Annotated in this window: 17 protein-coding genes; 8 read left to right on the top strand and 9 right to left on the bottom strand. The window is 64.5% G+C overall.

Annotated elements, in window-relative coordinates; genetic code table 11:
- Positions 1–97: 97 nt before the first annotated feature.
- The 9 genes from AB7245_RS43580 to AB7245_RS43540 all read right to left on the bottom strand — a co-directional run bounded on the left by AB7245_RS43580 (position 98) and on the right by AB7245_RS43540 (position 9,135).
- Positions 98–1,969, bottom strand: coding sequence for a bifunctional sugar phosphate isomerase/epimerase/4-hydroxyphenylpyruvate dioxygenase family protein (locus AB7245_RS43580; protein WP_085399237.1), 1,872 nt, complete (start codon positions 1,967–1,969; stop codon positions 98–100).
- Complete coding sequence (locus tag AB7245_RS43575) at positions 1,966–2,703, bottom strand: ABC transporter ATP-binding protein (RefSeq protein WP_085399238.1); 738 nt, start codon at positions 2,701–2,703, stop codon at positions 1,966–1,968. The genes AB7245_RS43580 and AB7245_RS43575 overlap by 4 nt, the downstream gene beginning before the upstream one ends.
- Positions 2,704–2,712: 9 nt before the next feature.
- Positions 2,713–3,456: an ABC transporter ATP-binding protein gene (locus AB7245_RS43570; RefSeq protein WP_085399239.1), complete on the bottom strand. Its 744-nt coding sequence runs from the start codon at positions 3,454–3,456 to the stop codon at positions 2,713–2,715.
- Entirely contained in the window at positions 3,453–4,451 is a 999-nt protein-coding gene (locus AB7245_RS43565) for a branched-chain amino acid ABC transporter permease (RefSeq protein ID WP_071909113.1), read from the bottom strand. The genes AB7245_RS43570 and AB7245_RS43565 overlap by 4 nt, the downstream gene beginning before the upstream one ends.
- Positions 4,448–5,323 carry a branched-chain amino acid ABC transporter permease gene (locus AB7245_RS43560; protein ID WP_063979909.1) on the bottom strand — a complete coding sequence of 292 codons (876 nt, stop codon included), beginning with the start codon at positions 5,321–5,323 and terminating at the stop codon, positions 4,448–4,450. The genes AB7245_RS43565 and AB7245_RS43560 overlap by 4 nt, the downstream gene beginning before the upstream one ends.
- Positions 5,324–5,559: 236 nt before the next feature.
- A complete protein-coding gene (locus AB7245_RS43555; RefSeq protein ID WP_085399240.1) occupies positions 5,560–6,690 on the bottom strand; it encodes an ABC transporter substrate-binding protein in 1,131 nt (376 codons plus the stop codon).
- 58 nt (positions 6,691–6,748) lie between these two features.
- On the bottom strand, positions 6,749–7,627 hold the full coding sequence (locus tag AB7245_RS43550) for a shikimate dehydrogenase (protein WP_085399241.1): 879 nt from the start codon (positions 7,625–7,627) through the stop codon (positions 6,749–6,751).
- A gap of 143 nt (positions 7,628–7,770) precedes the next feature.
- Positions 7,771–8,709, bottom strand: a complete 939-nt coding sequence (locus AB7245_RS43545; RefSeq protein ID WP_135215216.1) for a LysR family transcriptional regulator — start codon at positions 8,707–8,709, stop codon at positions 7,771–7,773.
- Between the two features lie 249 nt (positions 8,710–8,958).
- The gene (locus AB7245_RS43540; protein WP_014491261.1) at positions 8,959–9,135 is read right to left on the bottom strand and encodes a hypothetical protein; all 177 of its coding nucleotides are present in this window, start codon (positions 9,133–9,135) and stop codon (positions 8,959–8,961) included.
- A 165-nt stretch (positions 9,136–9,300) separates the two neighbouring features.
- On the opposite strand from AB7245_RS43540, the gene AB7245_RS43535 reads away from it, so the two are divergent.
- From AB7245_RS43535 to AB7245_RS43500, 8 genes are all read left to right on the top strand, one after another.
- On the top strand, positions 9,301–10,038 hold the full coding sequence (locus AB7245_RS43535; RefSeq protein ID WP_063979905.1) for a helix-turn-helix transcriptional regulator: 738 nt from the start codon (positions 9,301–9,303) through the stop codon (positions 10,036–10,038).
- Positions 10,039–10,121: 83 nt separating this feature from the next.
- Positions 10,122–10,781 (top strand): acyl-homoserine-lactone synthase, encoded by a 660-nt coding sequence (locus AB7245_RS43530; protein WP_071909116.1) that lies wholly within the window; start codon positions 10,122–10,124, stop codon positions 10,779–10,781.
- A gap of 1 nt (position 10,782) precedes the next feature.
- Positions 10,783–11,001 (top strand): hypothetical protein, encoded by a 219-nt coding sequence (locus AB7245_RS43525; protein WP_008540920.1) that lies wholly within the window; start codon positions 10,783–10,785, stop codon positions 10,999–11,001.
- Positions 11,002–11,297: 296 nt separating this feature from the next.
- Complete coding sequence (locus AB7245_RS43520) at positions 11,298–12,215, top strand: branched-chain amino acid ABC transporter permease (protein ID WP_008143427.1); 918 nt, start codon at positions 11,298–11,300, stop codon at positions 12,213–12,215.
- Positions 12,212–13,156: a branched-chain amino acid ABC transporter permease gene (locus tag AB7245_RS43515; protein ID WP_085399243.1), complete on the top strand. Its 945-nt coding sequence runs from the start codon at positions 12,212–12,214 to the stop codon at positions 13,154–13,156. The genes AB7245_RS43520 and AB7245_RS43515 overlap by 4 nt, the downstream gene beginning before the upstream one ends.
- Positions 13,149–13,916 (top strand): ABC transporter ATP-binding protein, encoded by a 768-nt coding sequence (locus AB7245_RS43510; protein ID WP_063979902.1) that lies wholly within the window; start codon positions 13,149–13,151, stop codon positions 13,914–13,916. The genes AB7245_RS43515 and AB7245_RS43510 overlap by 8 nt, the downstream gene beginning before the upstream one ends.
- The gene (locus tag AB7245_RS43505) at positions 13,909–14,637 is read left to right on the top strand and encodes an ABC transporter ATP-binding protein (protein ID WP_085399244.1); all 729 of its coding nucleotides are present in this window, start codon (positions 13,909–13,911) and stop codon (positions 14,635–14,637) included. Before AB7245_RS43510 ends, AB7245_RS43505 begins: the two co-directional genes overlap by 8 nt.
- Before the next feature lie 321 nt (positions 14,638–14,958).
- On the top strand, positions 14,959–15,672 hold the full coding sequence (locus AB7245_RS43500; RefSeq protein ID WP_245343978.1) for an AraC family transcriptional regulator: 714 nt from the start codon (positions 14,959–14,961) through the stop codon (positions 15,670–15,672).
- The last annotated feature ends 61 nt before the right edge of the window (positions 15,673–15,733 follow it).

The following is a 15,733-nucleotide window of genomic DNA, read 5'->3' as shown; positions in this document are numbered from 1 at the left end:
GCTCCTGGGGGACATATGACTCGCGGAGAGTCCCCCTCACCCGGAATTTGCCACCGCAAATTCCGGCCTCTCCCCGCAGGCGCGGAGAGGCGAAGACCTACACCCGCGGCATGCTCGCAGGCCTTACCTCGCGGGCCTGCGCCGCGAGCCTGATCCCGGCATTGGCTGCCCCAAATCCCTGATAATCCCGTCGCTCCACGATCTCGAAGAAGAAGCGCTCATCGAAGATGTGGGTGTAGACCTGGAAGAACTCGCCGTCGCCTTCGCGGTCGTAGAGGATGTGGTTGGCGCGCAGCTGCGCCATCAGGTCGGGCGCGAGGTCGTATTTGGCTTCGATGTCGTCGTAGTAGTTATCAGGGATATCCAGGAAATCCGCGCCACGCTTGCGCATCGCGGCGACCGTCGCAAAAATATCCCGGCAGGAGAACGCGACGTGCTGCACGCCCGAGCCGAAGAACTCCGAGATGAAGCGCGCCGGCAGGGTGCGGTTGGCGGATGAGCCGTTGAGCACGAAGCGCAGGCTCTGGTCGGCGTTGATGACCGCCTGGCTCTGCACGAGGCCACGCGGGTCGGCGATCTCCATCTGCGGCAGCCGCTTCAGGTCGAGAATGCCGGTGTAGAACAGCAGCCAGGACAGCATCTCGTCGTAGGGCATCGACTGCGCGATGTGATCGACGGCGAGCAGGGCGTCGGCGTTCGCGTCACTTGCGACCGGCTCGAAATCGGTATCCCAGTTCTTGCCGGCCTGATCGAGGAAATAGAGCAGGCTGCCGCCGACGCCATGGATCGCGGGAATCTCCAGCTCGCCCGGCCCGACCGGCTGGTAGAAGGTGCGCGTCTTCAGCGCTTCGGCGCGCTGCATGGCAAGACCGGCATTGTCGACGTCGAGCGCGATCGCGCAGACGCCGGGGCCGTGCGTGACGTAGTGCGAATGCGCAAAGCCGTCGGTCTCACAATTGATCACGAGCTCGACCTTGCCCTGCGACCAGCGCTCCACGGCCTTGCTGCGATGCTTGCCGGTCTTGCGGAAGCCCAGCTGCGCGAAGAGGCGGGCGAGGTCGACCGCCTTGGTCTCGTTGACGGCAAACTCGATGAAGCCGGTGCCATGGCTCTTCGCCTTCGGCGCCAGCGGCTCGCTGACAAGCTTCGGCCAATCCGGTGCAAGCTGATCCTCCAGCAGGATCAGCGAACGCAGGCCGTCGACCGCGGTCTGCGCGGACGAGCCGGCGCGGAACTGGTCGTTGAAGATTTCGAGCGACAGCGGCCCGGCATAGCCGGTCGCTGCGATGGCCTGCATGAATTCACCGACCGGCAGATCGCCCTGGCCGGGGAAGGAGCGGAAGTGCCGGCTCCACGAGAGGATGTCGAGCTCGAGCTTCGGCGCGTCGGCGAGCTGCACCAGAAAGATCTTGTCGCCGGGGATCGAGGCCATGGCGCGAACCGGAAAGCCGGGCGCGAGCGCGTGAAAACTGTCGAGAATGACGCCGATCGCGGGATGATCGGCGCGCCGCACGATCTCCCAGGCATCGCGGTAGTCGTTGACATGGCGGCCCCAGGCCAACGCCTCGTAACCGACTCGCAACCCACGCTTGGCCGCGCGTTCGCCCAGTTCGCGAAAATCGTCCGCGGCGCGATCGATGCCGCCGAGCGAGGCGGGCGAGACGTTGGAGCAGATCAGCAGCAGGTCGGTGCCGAGCTCCTGCATCAGGTCGAACTTGCGCTCGGCGCGAGCAAAGTTGCGCGTCCGCTGCGGCTCCGGCATGCCCTCGAAATCGCGGAACGGCTGGAATGCGCAAATCTCGAGATTGAGATCCTTGCACAGCTGCGCTACCTCGCGCGGACTTGCGCCGAACGACAGCAGATCGTTCTCGAAAATCTCGACCGAGTCGAACCCGGCTGATGCGATGGCGCGGAGCTTCTCGTCCAGGCTGCCAGAGAGCGAGACGGTCGCGATCGAACGCTTGTTCATGCTGCGTTGTCCTCCATGGCGCCGCCGAGAAAGAGCTGGCCGATGCGCGGATCGTTCAGAATGCGCTTCGCGCCGTCGACCATGCGGGTCTGGCCGAGCTCGAGCACGATTCCGATGTCGGAAATCTCCAGCGCCGAGCGCGCATTCTGCTCGATCATCAGGATGGTGACACCGCGGTCGCGCAAGCCTTTCAGGATGTCGAAGGTCTGCTGCACCATCAGCGGCGACAGGCCAATTGAGGGCTCGTCGATCAGCACGAGCTTGGGCTCGAGCAGCAGCGAGCGCGCGATCTCGAGCTGCTTCTGCTCGCCGCCGGAGAGCGTGGAGGCCTGCTGCGCCGACTTGCGGCGCAGCGCGGGAAACAGGTCGAGCGCGGCTTCGATCCGTGCGGACAGGTCGATGCCCTTGCCGGCGGAGACGCCGCCGAGCTCGATATTGTGGCGCACCGACAGTTCGGGAAAGATGTTGCGGCCCTGTGGCACGTAGCAGATGCCGGCATTGAGCAGCGCGCGCTGGCTCAAATTGGTGACGTCGCGGCCCGCAAAGCTGATCTTGCCTTCGCGCAGCTTCAACAGGCCGAAGATCGCCTTGAACACGGTCGACTTGCCGGCACCGTTGGGGCCGATGATGGTGGTGATGGTCGCCTGCGGCACGGCAAACGTCGTGCCGTTCAAAATCGTCATCTTGCCGTAGCCGCCGACGAGATTGTGAACCGAGAGGATCGGGTCGCTCATGATGGCTTCCTAATGTCCGAGATAGGCTTCGATCACGGCGGGATTTTTCCGCACTTCGTCCGGCCGCCCCATCGCCAGCACCTTGCCTTCCGCCATCACCATCACGCGCGAGCACAGCGACATCACGAATTCCATGTTGTGCTCGATCACGACGAAGGTGGCGTTCTTCTCGCGGTTGATCGCGACCAGGCGATCCTTCAGGTCCGACAGCATCGACGGGTTGACGCCGCCGGCGGGCTCGTCGAGCAGGACGAGGCGCGGCCCGCCCATGAAGGCCATCGCGGCATCGAGCAGTTTTTGCTGGCCATAGGAGAGCCCGCCGGCCGGCTCGTCGGCGAGATGGTCGAGCTTGAAGAAGCCGATCATCTGGTTGGCGGCCTCGGTCAGCCCGGCATCGGAGCGGCCGACCAGGCGCGAGGCCATGTTGCCCTGGTGCTCCTGCCCCGCGAGGATCAGGTTCTCGCGCACCGAGAGCTTTGGGAAGACCTGCAAGAGCTGGAAGGTGCGGCTGACCCCGAGCTTGTTGAGCTCGGCGGGACGCAGGCCCGTGACCACCTTGCCGTCGAGCTTGACCTCGCCGCCTGATGGTGTGAGCTGGCCGAGGATGCAGTTGAACAGGGTCGACTTGCCGCAGCCGTTCGGGCCGATCAGGCCGAGGATCTCGCCCTCGCGGACGTCGAATGAGACGCCGTCGACCGCGCTGATGCCGCCGAAATTCTTCTTGATGCCGGTGACTTCCAGGACCGCGCTCATTGCACCGTCTCCAGCCGGGACTTTGCAACGGCCCGCAGTGCGGAGGCCGCCTTGGTGCGGCGCTCGGCGAGGTAGCGATCGAGAATCCCCAGAATGCCGGTCGGCGACCAGATCAAGAGAAGCATCACTGCGACCGCGTAGAGCATCAGATAATACCCTTCCGTGAAGCGCAGCCATTCCGGCAACAGCACCGCGATCATCGCGCCGAGGAAGGGGCCGAAGTAGAAGCCGGCACCGCCGACGATCACCATCATCAAGAGGTCGAGCGAGAGCGACAGGTTGAACGGCACGGGATCGATATATTGCGTCAGCGGCGCATAGAGCGCGCCGGCGACGCCGCCGAGCGCCGAGCCGATCGCGAACGCCATCAGCGTATAGCGCCTTGTGTCCACGCCGAGCGACTGCGCGCGCAGCGGATTTTCGCGCAATGCCATGAAGGCACGGCCCCAGGGCGAGCGGATCAGCCACCACACCGCGAGCGACACGATCGCAAGCGAGCCGAGGCAGACATAGTAGAAGGGTAGCGGCTTGTTGGTCGCGATGCCGAAGATGTGCGGCCGGGGAATGTTGGAGATGCCGTAGATGCCGCCGGTGAGCCAGCTTTCGTTGCGGAACACCAGGAAGGCGAGGGTGGAGAAGGCGAGGGTGACGAAGGCGAGGTAATGGTGCTGCACGCGCAGCGCCGGATAGCCGAGCACCCAGCCGACCGCGAAGCTCAAGGCAATCGCGACCACGATCGCCGCCGGCAGCGGCCAGCCATGGGTCGTCATGATCGCTGCCGCATAGGCGCCGATCCCGACGAAGGCGCCTTGCGCCAGCGAGACCTGGCCGGCATAGCCGAGTGTCAAATTGAGCCCCATCGCGGCGATGCTCATCACCGCCCACTGGCTCAGGATGAACAGGCCGTAGCGGTTGAAATTCATGGGGACGATGATCAGGCCGGCAATGACGATGAGGCCGAGCGCGATCTTCAACGGTTTGGCGAAGCCGCTCATACGGTGCGCTCCTCGGCGCGGCCGAGCAAGCCCTGCGGCCGGAACAGGATGACAGCGATCAGGAAGATCATCGGAACGGCGGCGCGGTACTGCGTCGAGACATAGGCGGCTGCGAGATTGTCGAGCACGCCGATCAGGAGGCCGCCGGCGATGGCGCCGCGCACCTGGTTGAAGCCGCCGACGATCGCGGCGATGAAGGCGGCCTGGCCGAGCACCTCGCCGGAGGAGAACTTTGCGAGGTAGATCGGCGTGATCAAAAGCGACGCCAGCGCGACCAGGAAGGCGTTGATCAGGAACGTCAGCAGGATCATGCGCTCGACCGGCACGCCGATGATGCGCGCCACCGTCGGGTTCTGCGCCGCCGCCTGCATCTGGTGACCGAGCGAAGTGCGGTTGAGAAGGCTCGTCAGGCCGAAGACGGCAAGAATGGCGAGGACGAGGACGCCGATGCTTTGCAGCGATACGGCATGTCCAAGAATGGAAATATCGCCGGTCGGCACGATCGAGGGGAAGGGCGAGGCCTCCGCGCTGAAGAACTGCTTCACGGCCTCCTTGATGCCGATCGCGAGCGCCATCGTCGCGATCGCCAGCGGCAGCACGCCATGGCGCATCATCGGATCGACCAGCAGCATCTTGAAGGCGAGGCCCAGCAGGAGCATCGAGAGCAGGATGCCGAGGATGATCGCGAGCCAGAACGGCGCGCCGGCATGCATCGCCGCCAGCATCAGGAACGCCGGCAGCATCACGAACTCGCCTTGCGCGAAATTGATGGTCTGCGAGGTCTGCCACAGTAGCGTGAAGCCGACCGCGACCAGCGCATAGATCGCACCGGTGGCTAGTCCCGCGACCAGAAGATCGAACAGATTGGACATTTTCCCCTCTCGTGTCCCTACCGCCGCTCTGTCGTCTCCCTCGCCCCGTTCTTACGGGGAGAGGGCGGGGGTGAGGGGCTGTCTCCGCAAGCTCATCTCTCACCGTCTGCGCAGAAGCACCCCTCACCCCAACCCTCTCCCCGCGAAGAGCGGGGCGAGGGAGAGGAGAGACCTCTCCCTGGGTCCGCCTTCGCTGAAGCTTCGGCGGGACGGGCGCGGGGAGAGGCGAAAAAGCCTCACTTCACCTTCGGCAGGACCTGCTTCACCACCTGCTTGCCTTCGACCACCTCGACCAGAAAGCTCTGCCGGTCGATGTCGCCGGTCTCGCTGAAGGTGACGTCCATCAGGATGCCCGGCTCGTCCGCGGCCTTGATGGTCAGGCCGTGCAGCGTGTCGGCGAACGCCTTGCTGTCGACCTTGCCCATCTTCTCGGTGGTGGCCTTCACCATGTAGACGGCGAGATAGCCCTTCAGGCCGTTATGGTCGGGCACGTAATTGTACTTCTTGGCGAACTTGTCGCGGAACGCCTTGATCAGGTCGACCGGTGCGTCCGTGGTGAGGCCGACATGGCCGCGCGCACCGTTGGCGGCATCGCCGGCGAGCTCGATCACCTTCTGGCCGATCAGCGTGGTCTCGCCCATCAGCGGCGCGGTGACGCCCTGGCGCTTCAGCTCTTTCAGGATGCGCGCGCTCTCTTCTTCATTCAGGTAGACGAACACCGCGTCGGGATTGGCGGCCTTGATCTTGCCGACGTCGGCGGCGAAGTCGGCTTGGCCTGCTTCGGTCGAGAGGTCGGCGACCACCTTGGAGCCAAGACGGTCGAGTTCCTTCACGACGACGTCGCGGCCGCCGCGGCCGAAGTCGTTGTTGACCCAGACCACCGCGACCGTCTTCGCCTTCATGTCGTCGTGGATGTATTTTGCGACCTTCGGCATCGACGACTGCTGGCCGAACGAGGTGCGGAACAGGAATTTGTTGCCACCTTGCGTCAGTTCGGCGGCTTCGCCGCCCATGATCTGCGCGATGCCGGCTTCGGCCGCGAGTGGCGCCGTCACCTTGACCGAGCCGGAATAGCCGGGCCCGAGCAGGACATAGGGCTCGGCGTCGAGCGCCTTCTGCACCTGGGCGCGGGCAACGCCGGGGTTGGACTGCGAATCGGCGTGGCTGACCTCCAACTTGCGTCCGAGCACGCCGCCCTTGGCGTTGATCTCCTCGATCGCGAGGTCGATGCCGTTCTTCCAGTTGGTGCCGACGGTGGCGCCGCCGCCCGAGAGTTCGGCGACGTCGGCGAGCTTGATCGCCTGCGCGTGGACGCTGGTTGCAGTCGCGAAGGCAAGCAAGGCGCCTGCCACTAGGGTCGATTTCATGGTCACTCCTCCCATTTTTCGTTGATGTTGTCCGCGGCCTTGTGTCCGGCCGCTTCGGTTACGCGGCGTGATAGGCCGCGCTTCGCGCCGCCATCACCTCGTCGAATGCCTCTCCCATGACCTCGGTCGATGGGGCAAGGCCGGTGAACAATTCGAAGGCGTCAGCGGCCTGGTAGATCGCGAGCTCCCGCCCGGTCATGATCCGCGCGCCCTTGGCCTGTGCCGCTGCCAGCAGCGGCGTGATCAGCGGCGAATAGACGGCGTCCGCGACCCACATTTTCTCGTGCAGCAAGGCCGCCGGGACCGGCATGCCCCGGTTCGGCAGCATGCCGACCGGCGTGCCGTTGACGAGGCCGGTTGCGCCATCGAGCGCGTCCTCGACGCTTTTAGCCACCGTGGCGCCGCCGTGCCTGGCAAGCAATGAAGCGAGCTTTTCGGCGCGCGCCGTCTCGCTGTCGAAGATGCGGAGGCCGGAGACCTTTAGGCTCGCCAGTGCAAAGGCGATCGCCTTGCCGACGCCGCCCGTTCCGATCACGGCGACTGCATTTGCGGACGGTGCCAGCAGCGGCGCGACCGCACGTGCAAACCCGGTCGTGTCGGTGTTGTGGCCGATCAGCCGGCCGTCCTTGACGACGACGGTGTTGACCGCGCCCATGGCGGCCGCGCCCGGCGCCAGCTCGTCGAGCAGCGGGACCACCGCTTCCTTGTAAGGGTAAGTCACGTTGACGCCGGCAAAGCCGAGCCGCCGCACGCCCTCGAGCATCATGCGGAGCCCGGCCGCATCGGCGCCGGCGACCTCGATGAGCTGGTAGTGACCGCGCAGGCCGAGCGCCTCGGCGGCCCGCTCGTGCATGGCAGGGGAGGCAGAATGCGCGATCGGCGCCCCGATCAGGCCGGTGAGAAGCTTCTTGCTGGCGGCGTATCCGCGCTTGGACATGGTTGGCTATCGTCTCGTTGGGAGCGTTGGGTCCTGGCCATTAGCGGGGAAATCCGCACAATTCCAAGGGGCTTCCAGTTGCGACGATAGCCTTTCCCGTGCCTAACACAATTACCCATTTATTGGGCAAACCTAACATAATGTTATTTCTTCCGCGCGCGTGCCGGGGCGGTGTTGCCCTCGCTGCGGGACGGCTCCACCGCGCGCATCTCGGCGCGCAGGGACTCGATGAAATACTCGACATGGAGCGACAGCGGCGCGCCGCGCTTCACCGCGATATAGGTCTCGAACCGCGTCGGCTCGGTGATCTTCAACAGCTCGATTCCCGGATAGCCGCCATGGGCCACCGTGAACTGGTCGATGATGGCGATGCCGAGCCCTGCCTTCACCAGCGCACACACCGTGGTGCCGAAGCGCGCGCGGATCGTGATGTTGTAGTCGAGCCGGTGGCGCGCAAAGATCCCGGCCATGATCCGGCCGTAGGGATCGTTGGGATCGATGCCGATCAGCGGATAGCGGGTGATCTCGGCCGCCGAGACCTGCTTGCGGCCGGCAAGCTCGTGACCCGGCGGCACGATGCAATAGAGCTCACCCGAGGCGAGCGGCATGAAGTCGAGCCCGGAATGCTCGAGCCGATAGCTCATCGCCACACATTCGCCGCGGCCGAGCAGGAGGTAGTCGATGGCCTCCTCGAGCTTGAGGATGTTGATGTCGATGCCGAGATCGGGGTAGCGGCGCCGGACGCGCTCGATCGCGCGCGGCACCATCACCTGGGAGATGCTCGGCACCGAGCCGATGCGCAATTCCGACAAACCGCCGCGGCCGATCTTGGAGATGAGCTCGGAGAGGTCGTCGACCTTCTTGTAGACGCCGTTGATCTGCTCAAAGATGTTCTCGGCTTCCGGCGTCGGGAAATAGCGCCCGTTCTGGCGCTGGAAGAAGCGGATGCCGAGCGTGCGCTCGGTGTATTTGACCAGCCGGCTGATCCCCGGCGCCGACACGTTGAGCAGCTTCGCCGCGCCGCCGATGGTACCCGTCACCATCACGGCACGGATCACTTCAACCTGGCGCAGCGTCATCATGTCGTGGGCATCCCAAAGAGGATCGTGGTGGCGATCATCTCACGAGAGCCGTGATGTCATCCAGCGGCAAGTGTGCGACGGAGCGGGCGGCGCTTCACCCTCCCCCTCCAGGGGAGGGTAAGAGCGCAGCTCGCTCACCGGCAACAATTGCTGATTAACTTCGCAGTCAGAATGTTTCGGCCAAAATCGGCACGTTCGAATGGAAGGGCGCCGCTCGCGCAGAACGTACGCCTCACCTGTAACCGCGTTCTAGCTCGCCGGGCTCTCGGGCGACGCGCTGCCGGGCCGCTCCGCGCGTTCGCGCTGCAGCACTTCGCGCGCGTACTCGATGATCTTCTGCTTGTTTGCCGTTTCGCGGACGGCGAAAAACACGCGGTTGAGTTCCAGGCCGAGCACGCTGTTGAGGGCGATGTCCTCGTCTTCCATCGTGATTTTCCCGCTTCAGACGCCATAGGTGTAACTTGACGTCACTTCCTCCACAAGTAGATTAAATCTCGGGTGCAGACGAGGGCCGGTAAACTACGGAAGCAGCGAATTGAGGCAGCTCCCAAATACGTGCTATACCTACGACGAGGCTCAGGAAACGTACCGATGTCCGCCGTAGACGCCGTAGATTATGGCCGGGAAGCGCTCGACTTCATCGAAGGCCTGGGGACCTATCGCAAGGTACCGGACGCCATGAATGCGCTTGAGGCGGCGTTCGGTCGCTTCGGCTTCGAGACCATCATCGTGACGGGGTTGCCGAATCCCGATCAGCGGTTCGCGCAGATGGTGCTCGCCAAGCGCTGGCCGGCAGGATGGTTCAATCTCTACACCCAGAATAATTACGACCGCGTCGACCCCGTGGTGCGGCTGTGCCGGCAATCGGTCAATCCGTTCGAGTGGTCGGAAGCGCCCTATGATGCCGAGCTCGAGCCGAGCGCGGCCGAGGTGATGAACCGCGCCGGCGATTTTCGCATGTCGCGCGGCTTCATCGTGCCGATCCACGGGCTCACCGGCTACGAGGCGGCGGTGTCGCTCGGCGGCGTCCATCTCGACCTCAATCCCCGCAGCAAGCCGGCACTGCACCTGATGGCAATGTATGGCTTCGACCATATTCGCCGCCTGCTGGATCCGGCGCCGCATCTGTCGACGCGTCTCACCCCGCGCGAGCGCGAGGTGATCGCCTGGGCCTCGCAGGGCAAGTCGGCCTGGGAGATCGGCGAGATCCTGCACATCACGCAGCGCACCGCAGAAGAGCATCTTGCAACCGCCGCGCGCAAGCTCGGTGCCGTCAACCGTACGCATGCGGTTGCACTGGCGATTCGCAACAAGCTCATCAATCCCTAAGCGACGTACTGGGAAATTTCCCAATATCGAACCTGCCTCTTTTCGCAGAGGCTGCCCCTCATTCCGGCTGAATGGGGGTTTTCATGATTCACGCAATTTCTTCGGTCAATCGCCACCTTTACGAAGACGTACTCGAGCAGCACTTCCGACTACGCCACGACATCTTCGTCGAGGAGCGGCACTGGGAGACGCTGCGCCGGCCTGATTGCCGCGAGGTCGATTCCTACGACGACGAGGACACCGTCTATCTGCTCGCGCTGGAAGGCCGGCGCGTCGTCGGCGGTCACCGGCTCTACCCTACCACCAAACCCTCGATGATGAGCGAGGTCTTCCCGCATCTGGCATCGGTTCGCGGCTGCCCTGCGAATCCGCTGGTCTGGGAATGGTCGCGCTACTTTGTCGTGCGCGATCGCCGCGACGGCACTCTCAACCTGCAACTGATGGCAGCGGTGCAGGAGTTCTGCCTCGATCAGGGAATCGCGCAGGTCAGCGCGATCATGGAGACCTGGTGGCTGCCGCGCTTCCATGAGGCCGGCTTCGTCGTGACGCCGCTTGGTCTGCCCGAGCTGGTGGAGAACGCCTGGACCATGGCGGCGACCATCGACATTCGCCGCGAGACCCTCGATGCCCTGCATGATCGCATCGGCATGGATTCGATCGTACAACAGGACGGCCCGCGTCTGGACGCCGTCGCCCGTGCCAACCTCTGCGGCCTTGCTGCCGCGCAACGAAAGAGCGCCTGAAATGTCGAACATGATGCGGGACAGCCAGATCATGGCGCAGACCAAGGACGAGAATCTCGGCTACATGTCCGACATGGCGCTCGAGCTGGCGCAGATGGCGGAAGACACCGGATTGGCAACGCTCGCCTATCTGTTCCGGATGGCGGCGCTGGAAGCCTCGACGGCCAACAGTGTACTGGCCGAGCCGGATGATCTCCCTCGGCAGATGACGTCGCACTAGACGCCTTCTCCTGCTTCCGTCGACCTTCGCGCCCTCTCCCAGGCATGCCTGGGGGAGGGCGATCGTTTGGGTGCGGCAGGTTGACCCATCCTGCGCGGCAGCCTTCTTGCAGGGCCAATTTCGATCGCATGCACCGGCATGCAACAAAGTGCATGTCTGGTGTTGAATCGCTCTTGCCTCGGAACGATACTGCCATTACCCATTTTTCCGCCTTGAAGAGGCAGGGGGAGCTCTTTCACTGATGGCGACCGAGTTCGAACATCGGCGCGACACCGCGTGCGCCTGAAAGAGTTTTGATGCTGCTCGTCGTCGAACAGTTCTTGAACGGATTGCAGTTCGGCCTGCTCCTGTTCCTGCTCGCCGCCGGCCTGACGCTGGTGTTCGGGATCATGGATCTCGTCAACCTCGCGCACGGCTCGCTCTACATGATGGGCGCCTATTTCGCCGCGACCTTTGCGGCCTGGACCGGCAGCTTCCTGCTCGGTGCGCTGCTGGCGTTAGGTGCGACTTTGGTGCTCGGCATCGTGCTGGAGATGTCGGCACTGCGGCATCTCTACGGGCGCGACCATCTCGACCACGTGCTCGCGACCTTCGGTCTGATCCTGTTCTTCAATGAAGCCGTGCGGCTGATCTGGGGTCCGGCCGGGCTTGCGCTGCCGCTGCCGGCCTGGCTCACGGTGCCGGTGCCGATCCTGCCCGGCATCCACTATCCCGCTTATCGTCTCGCCATCATCGTGGTGGCGCTGCTGGTCGCGCTGCTGCTCTATCTCGGCGTGATGCGCACCCGCATCGGCATGCTGATCCGCGCCGGCGCCTCCAACCGCGAGATGATCGGCGCGCTCGGCATCAACATCAAGCTGCTCTACACGCTGGTGTTCGGCCTGGGCGCCGCGCTCGCCGGCCTCGCCGGCCTGATGCAGGCGCCGATCCTCACCGTGCAGATCGGCATGGGCGAGAACATCCTGATCCTCGCCTTCGTCATCATCGTGATCGGCGGCATCGGCTCGATCCGTGGCGCGTTCCTCGCCGCGATCTTCGTCGGCATGATCGACACGCTCGGCCGCGCCTTCCTGCCCAACCTGTTGCGGCAGGTGCTGAGCGGCGCCGCCGCCTCCACCGCCGCGCCCGCGCTGTCGTCCATGCTGATCTATCTGCTGATGGCGATCGTGCTGGTGGTGCGCCCGGAGGGGCTGTTTCCGGCCAACCGTCGATGAAGGCTTTCACTGTGAGCAAGGCCGTCACGGCCCTGATGCTGGCGGGCCTCGTGCTGCTGCCGCTCTATTCGCAGCTGTCCGGCAACATCTTCATCCTGACGCTGTTCACCCGCATCGTCATCCTGGCCCTTGCGGCCGCGAGCCTCAACCTCATCATGGGTTTTGGCGGCATGATGAGCTTCGGCCACGCCGCCTATCTCGGCATCGGCGGCTACGCGGTCGGCATGCTCGCGCAGGAAGGCGTCGGCTCCGGCTTCATCCAGTTCCCGGTCGCGCTCGCGGCTTCCGCGATCTATGCGCTGGTGATCGGCGCGCTTTCCCTTCGTACGCGTGGCGTCTACTTCATCATGATCACGCTGGCGTTTGCGCAGATGGCCTATTACGTCGCCTCCGGCCTCGCGCGTTACGGCGGCGATGACGGTCTCACCGTCTACAAGCGCAGCGACTTCTCCGGCCTGATCAACCTGTCGAACCGCACGCAGTTCTATTATCTCTGCCTCGCCTGCCTGTTCGCCGTGATCGTCCTGATCTGGCGCATCGTCAATTCGCGCTTCGGTCTCGTCTTGCAGGGCCTGCGCTCCAACGAGCAGCGGATGCAGGCGATCGGCTTTCCGGCAAAACGCTACAAGCTCGTCTGCTTCGTCATCTCCGGTATGATGTGCGGCCTTGCCGGCGCACTGCTCGCCAACAACACCGATTTCATCAGCCCGGCCGTGATGTACTGGACCCGCTCCGGCGACCTCATGGTGATGGTGATCCTGGGGGGCATGGGCACGCTGTTCGGCCCGGTGATGGGCGCGGTGGTGTTTTTGCTGCTGGAAGAATTCCTGTCGCAGATCACCGAATACTGGGCGCTGATCATGGGCCCGCTCTTGCTGCTGATCGTGCTGTTCGGCCGCGGCGGTATCATGGGCCTGCTCGGGAGGCTCAATCGTGGCTGAACCGCTGCTCCGCGTCGAAAAACTGGTGCGCCGTTTCGGCGGCATCGTTGCGACGGACAACGTCTCGCTCGACGTAGCTAGCGGCGAGCTGCACGCCATCATCGGCCCGAACGGTGCCGGCAAGACCACGCTGATCAGCCAGCTCACCGGGCACCTCGAACCGCATTCCGGCAGCGTCTCGCTCGGCGGCCGCGACATCACCTATCTGCCGGCCTATCGCCGCTGCGCGCTGGGGCTGGCACGCTCGTTCCAGATCACCTCGCTGCTGCTCGACTTCACCGCCGCCGACAATGTCGCGCTGGCGGCGCAGGCGCATGCAGGCCACTCGTTCCGCTTCTTCGCCAATGCGCGCAAGGAGAAGGGCCTGCGCGATGCCGCCCATGCCGCGCTCGACCGCGTCGGGCTCGGCCATCGCGCCGATGTCCTGGTGTCCAGGCTCAGCCATGGCGAGCGCCGCCAGATCGAGCTCGCGGTCGCGCTCGCGAGCAAGCCGAAGCTGCTGCTGCTGGACGAGCCGATGGCGGGTCTTGGCGTCACCGAATCCCAGCGCATGGTGCAACTGCTTCAGGAGCTGCGGAAGGAAGTCTCGATCGTGCTGGTCGAGCACGATATGCCGGCGGTATTCGCGCTCGCCGACCGCATCTCGGTGCTGGTCTATGGCCGCGTCATCGCCTCCGGTGATCCAGCCGCGATCCGCGCCAATGAGGACGTCAAGCGCGCCTATCTCGGCGACCAGCATGTGGTGACGCACCATGTCTGAAAAGGCGATGGCTGACACGCTGCTCGACGTCGACGGCATCGAGACCTGCTACGGCCTCTCCCAGGTGCTGTTCGGCCTGTCGCTGTCGATCAAGCCGGGCGAGATGGTCTCGCTGATGGGCCGCAACGGCATGGGCAAGACCACGACGATCCGCTCCATCATGGGCCTGACACCGGCACGATCAGGCACGATTCGCTTTGCGGGCGCCGAGGTGCGGCAGCTTCCGTCCTATCGAATTGCAAAACTCGGCGTCGGCCTCGTCCCGGAGGGACGCCAAATCTTTCCGAACCTCACCGTGCGCGAAAATCTCGTCGCGGCCGCCGCCGATCGCTTCGCTAGCCCCAATCCCTGGACGCTGGCCGCGATCTACGTGATGTTCCCCCGCCTTGCCGAGCGCGCCGCCAACATGGGCAACCAGCTCTCCGGCGGCGAGCAGCAGATGCTCGCGATCGGCCGCGCGCTGATGACCAACCCAAAGCTGCTGATCCTGGATGAAGCGACCGAAGGCCTTGCGCCGCTGATCCGCGAAGAAATCTGGAATTGCCTGTCGCTGCTGAAGAGCCGGGGACAGTCGATCCTGGTCGTCGACAAGAACGTCGACCACCTCGCCCGCATCTGCGACCGCCACTACATCATCGAGCGCGGCAAGACGGTGTGGAGCGGCACGTCCGTCGAGCTGATGGCGGAGCCGGATCTCCAGCACAAATATCTGGGCATCTGACGCGCTCCTGGATCTGGTTGCCGTATCGTCCGTGCAGGATTGCCGCGCGCGCAGAACCTCGTCGAGGACGTCAGTTTCGAAGCTCTCCAAACTGCGCGCAGAGGTCTTGAGTGCGCCGCCGCCAGCCGCCAATGTCGCGGCGTAGCGGATTCGATGCAGGACTTTTACAATCAAATTGCCGGACGGCCTGAAGACGACATCATCGGCTCCGCACAGCGAGGCGCTTCGACAGCGCCTCAATGGCTGGATTTCCCGGGCTGTGTGTTCATCAGAGGTGAGTTTCGCGCCGATCCCGATCGGCCAGCGATCGTAGGGCCGGGCTTGTTCATCTCCGTTGCGCTCGATGAAGGCGCAGGCCGCGGCATTCTGACGCGCACAACGGGTGCAGGGCAGATGACGGCGATTGCCGTGCGCGAATCCGTCGCCGTAGGAGGCTCGGTTCGCTGCGGCGAACGTCCTGCGATCGGCCTGGCGCTTCCCCAAGCCTCCATCGACGGGCTTGGACTCGGCGACGAGGTTCGGGCGCTGTTCAAGACCGACGCGTTGGGCACGGCCATCGTCTCTGTCACGGCGTCTCCGCGTGTGCAGGCCCTCGCGGTAGAAATGTTCTCGCCACCGGTGGCCGGAAACGCGACGCAATTGCTGCTGTCGGCGCATGCCGCCGAGATCGTGGTCCACGCCTTGTTCGGCGAGCGCGGGATCGCGCTCGATCCTGCAGCCGACCTCCAGCGGGTGCGGTTGCAATCGGTCAAGGCGCGCATGGATGCCGATCTCGCTTATCCCTGGAGCATCGACGAGCTGGCGCGGAATGCGGGGCTGAGCCGCCGGTCCTTCAACCAGAAATTCCAGATGGCGTATGGCGAGAGCGCGATCGACTATTTGCGGGCCCGCCGACTCGATGCCGCACGTGACCTTCTGATTCATCAACGGTTGTCGGTCACCGAGGCGGCCTTTCGGGTCGGCTATGCCCATCCGGCCAATTTCGCGACGGCATTCCGCAGGCACTTCGGCTATTCGCCGAGCCGCTGTCAGTGAACTTGAACGCCTCCACGTGCGATCAAAGGTGATTTGCGCGCGCGCAAAGGCGGTGTGCGCC

Source organism: Bradyrhizobium sp. 604_D8_N2_3 (genome assembly GCF_051810765.1).
In the GTDB taxonomy this organism is placed as follows: Bacteria; Pseudomonadota; Alphaproteobacteria; order Rhizobiales; family Xanthobacteraceae; genus Bradyrhizobium; species Bradyrhizobium barranii.
This window is presented reverse-complemented; position numbering and strand designations above follow the sequence as displayed.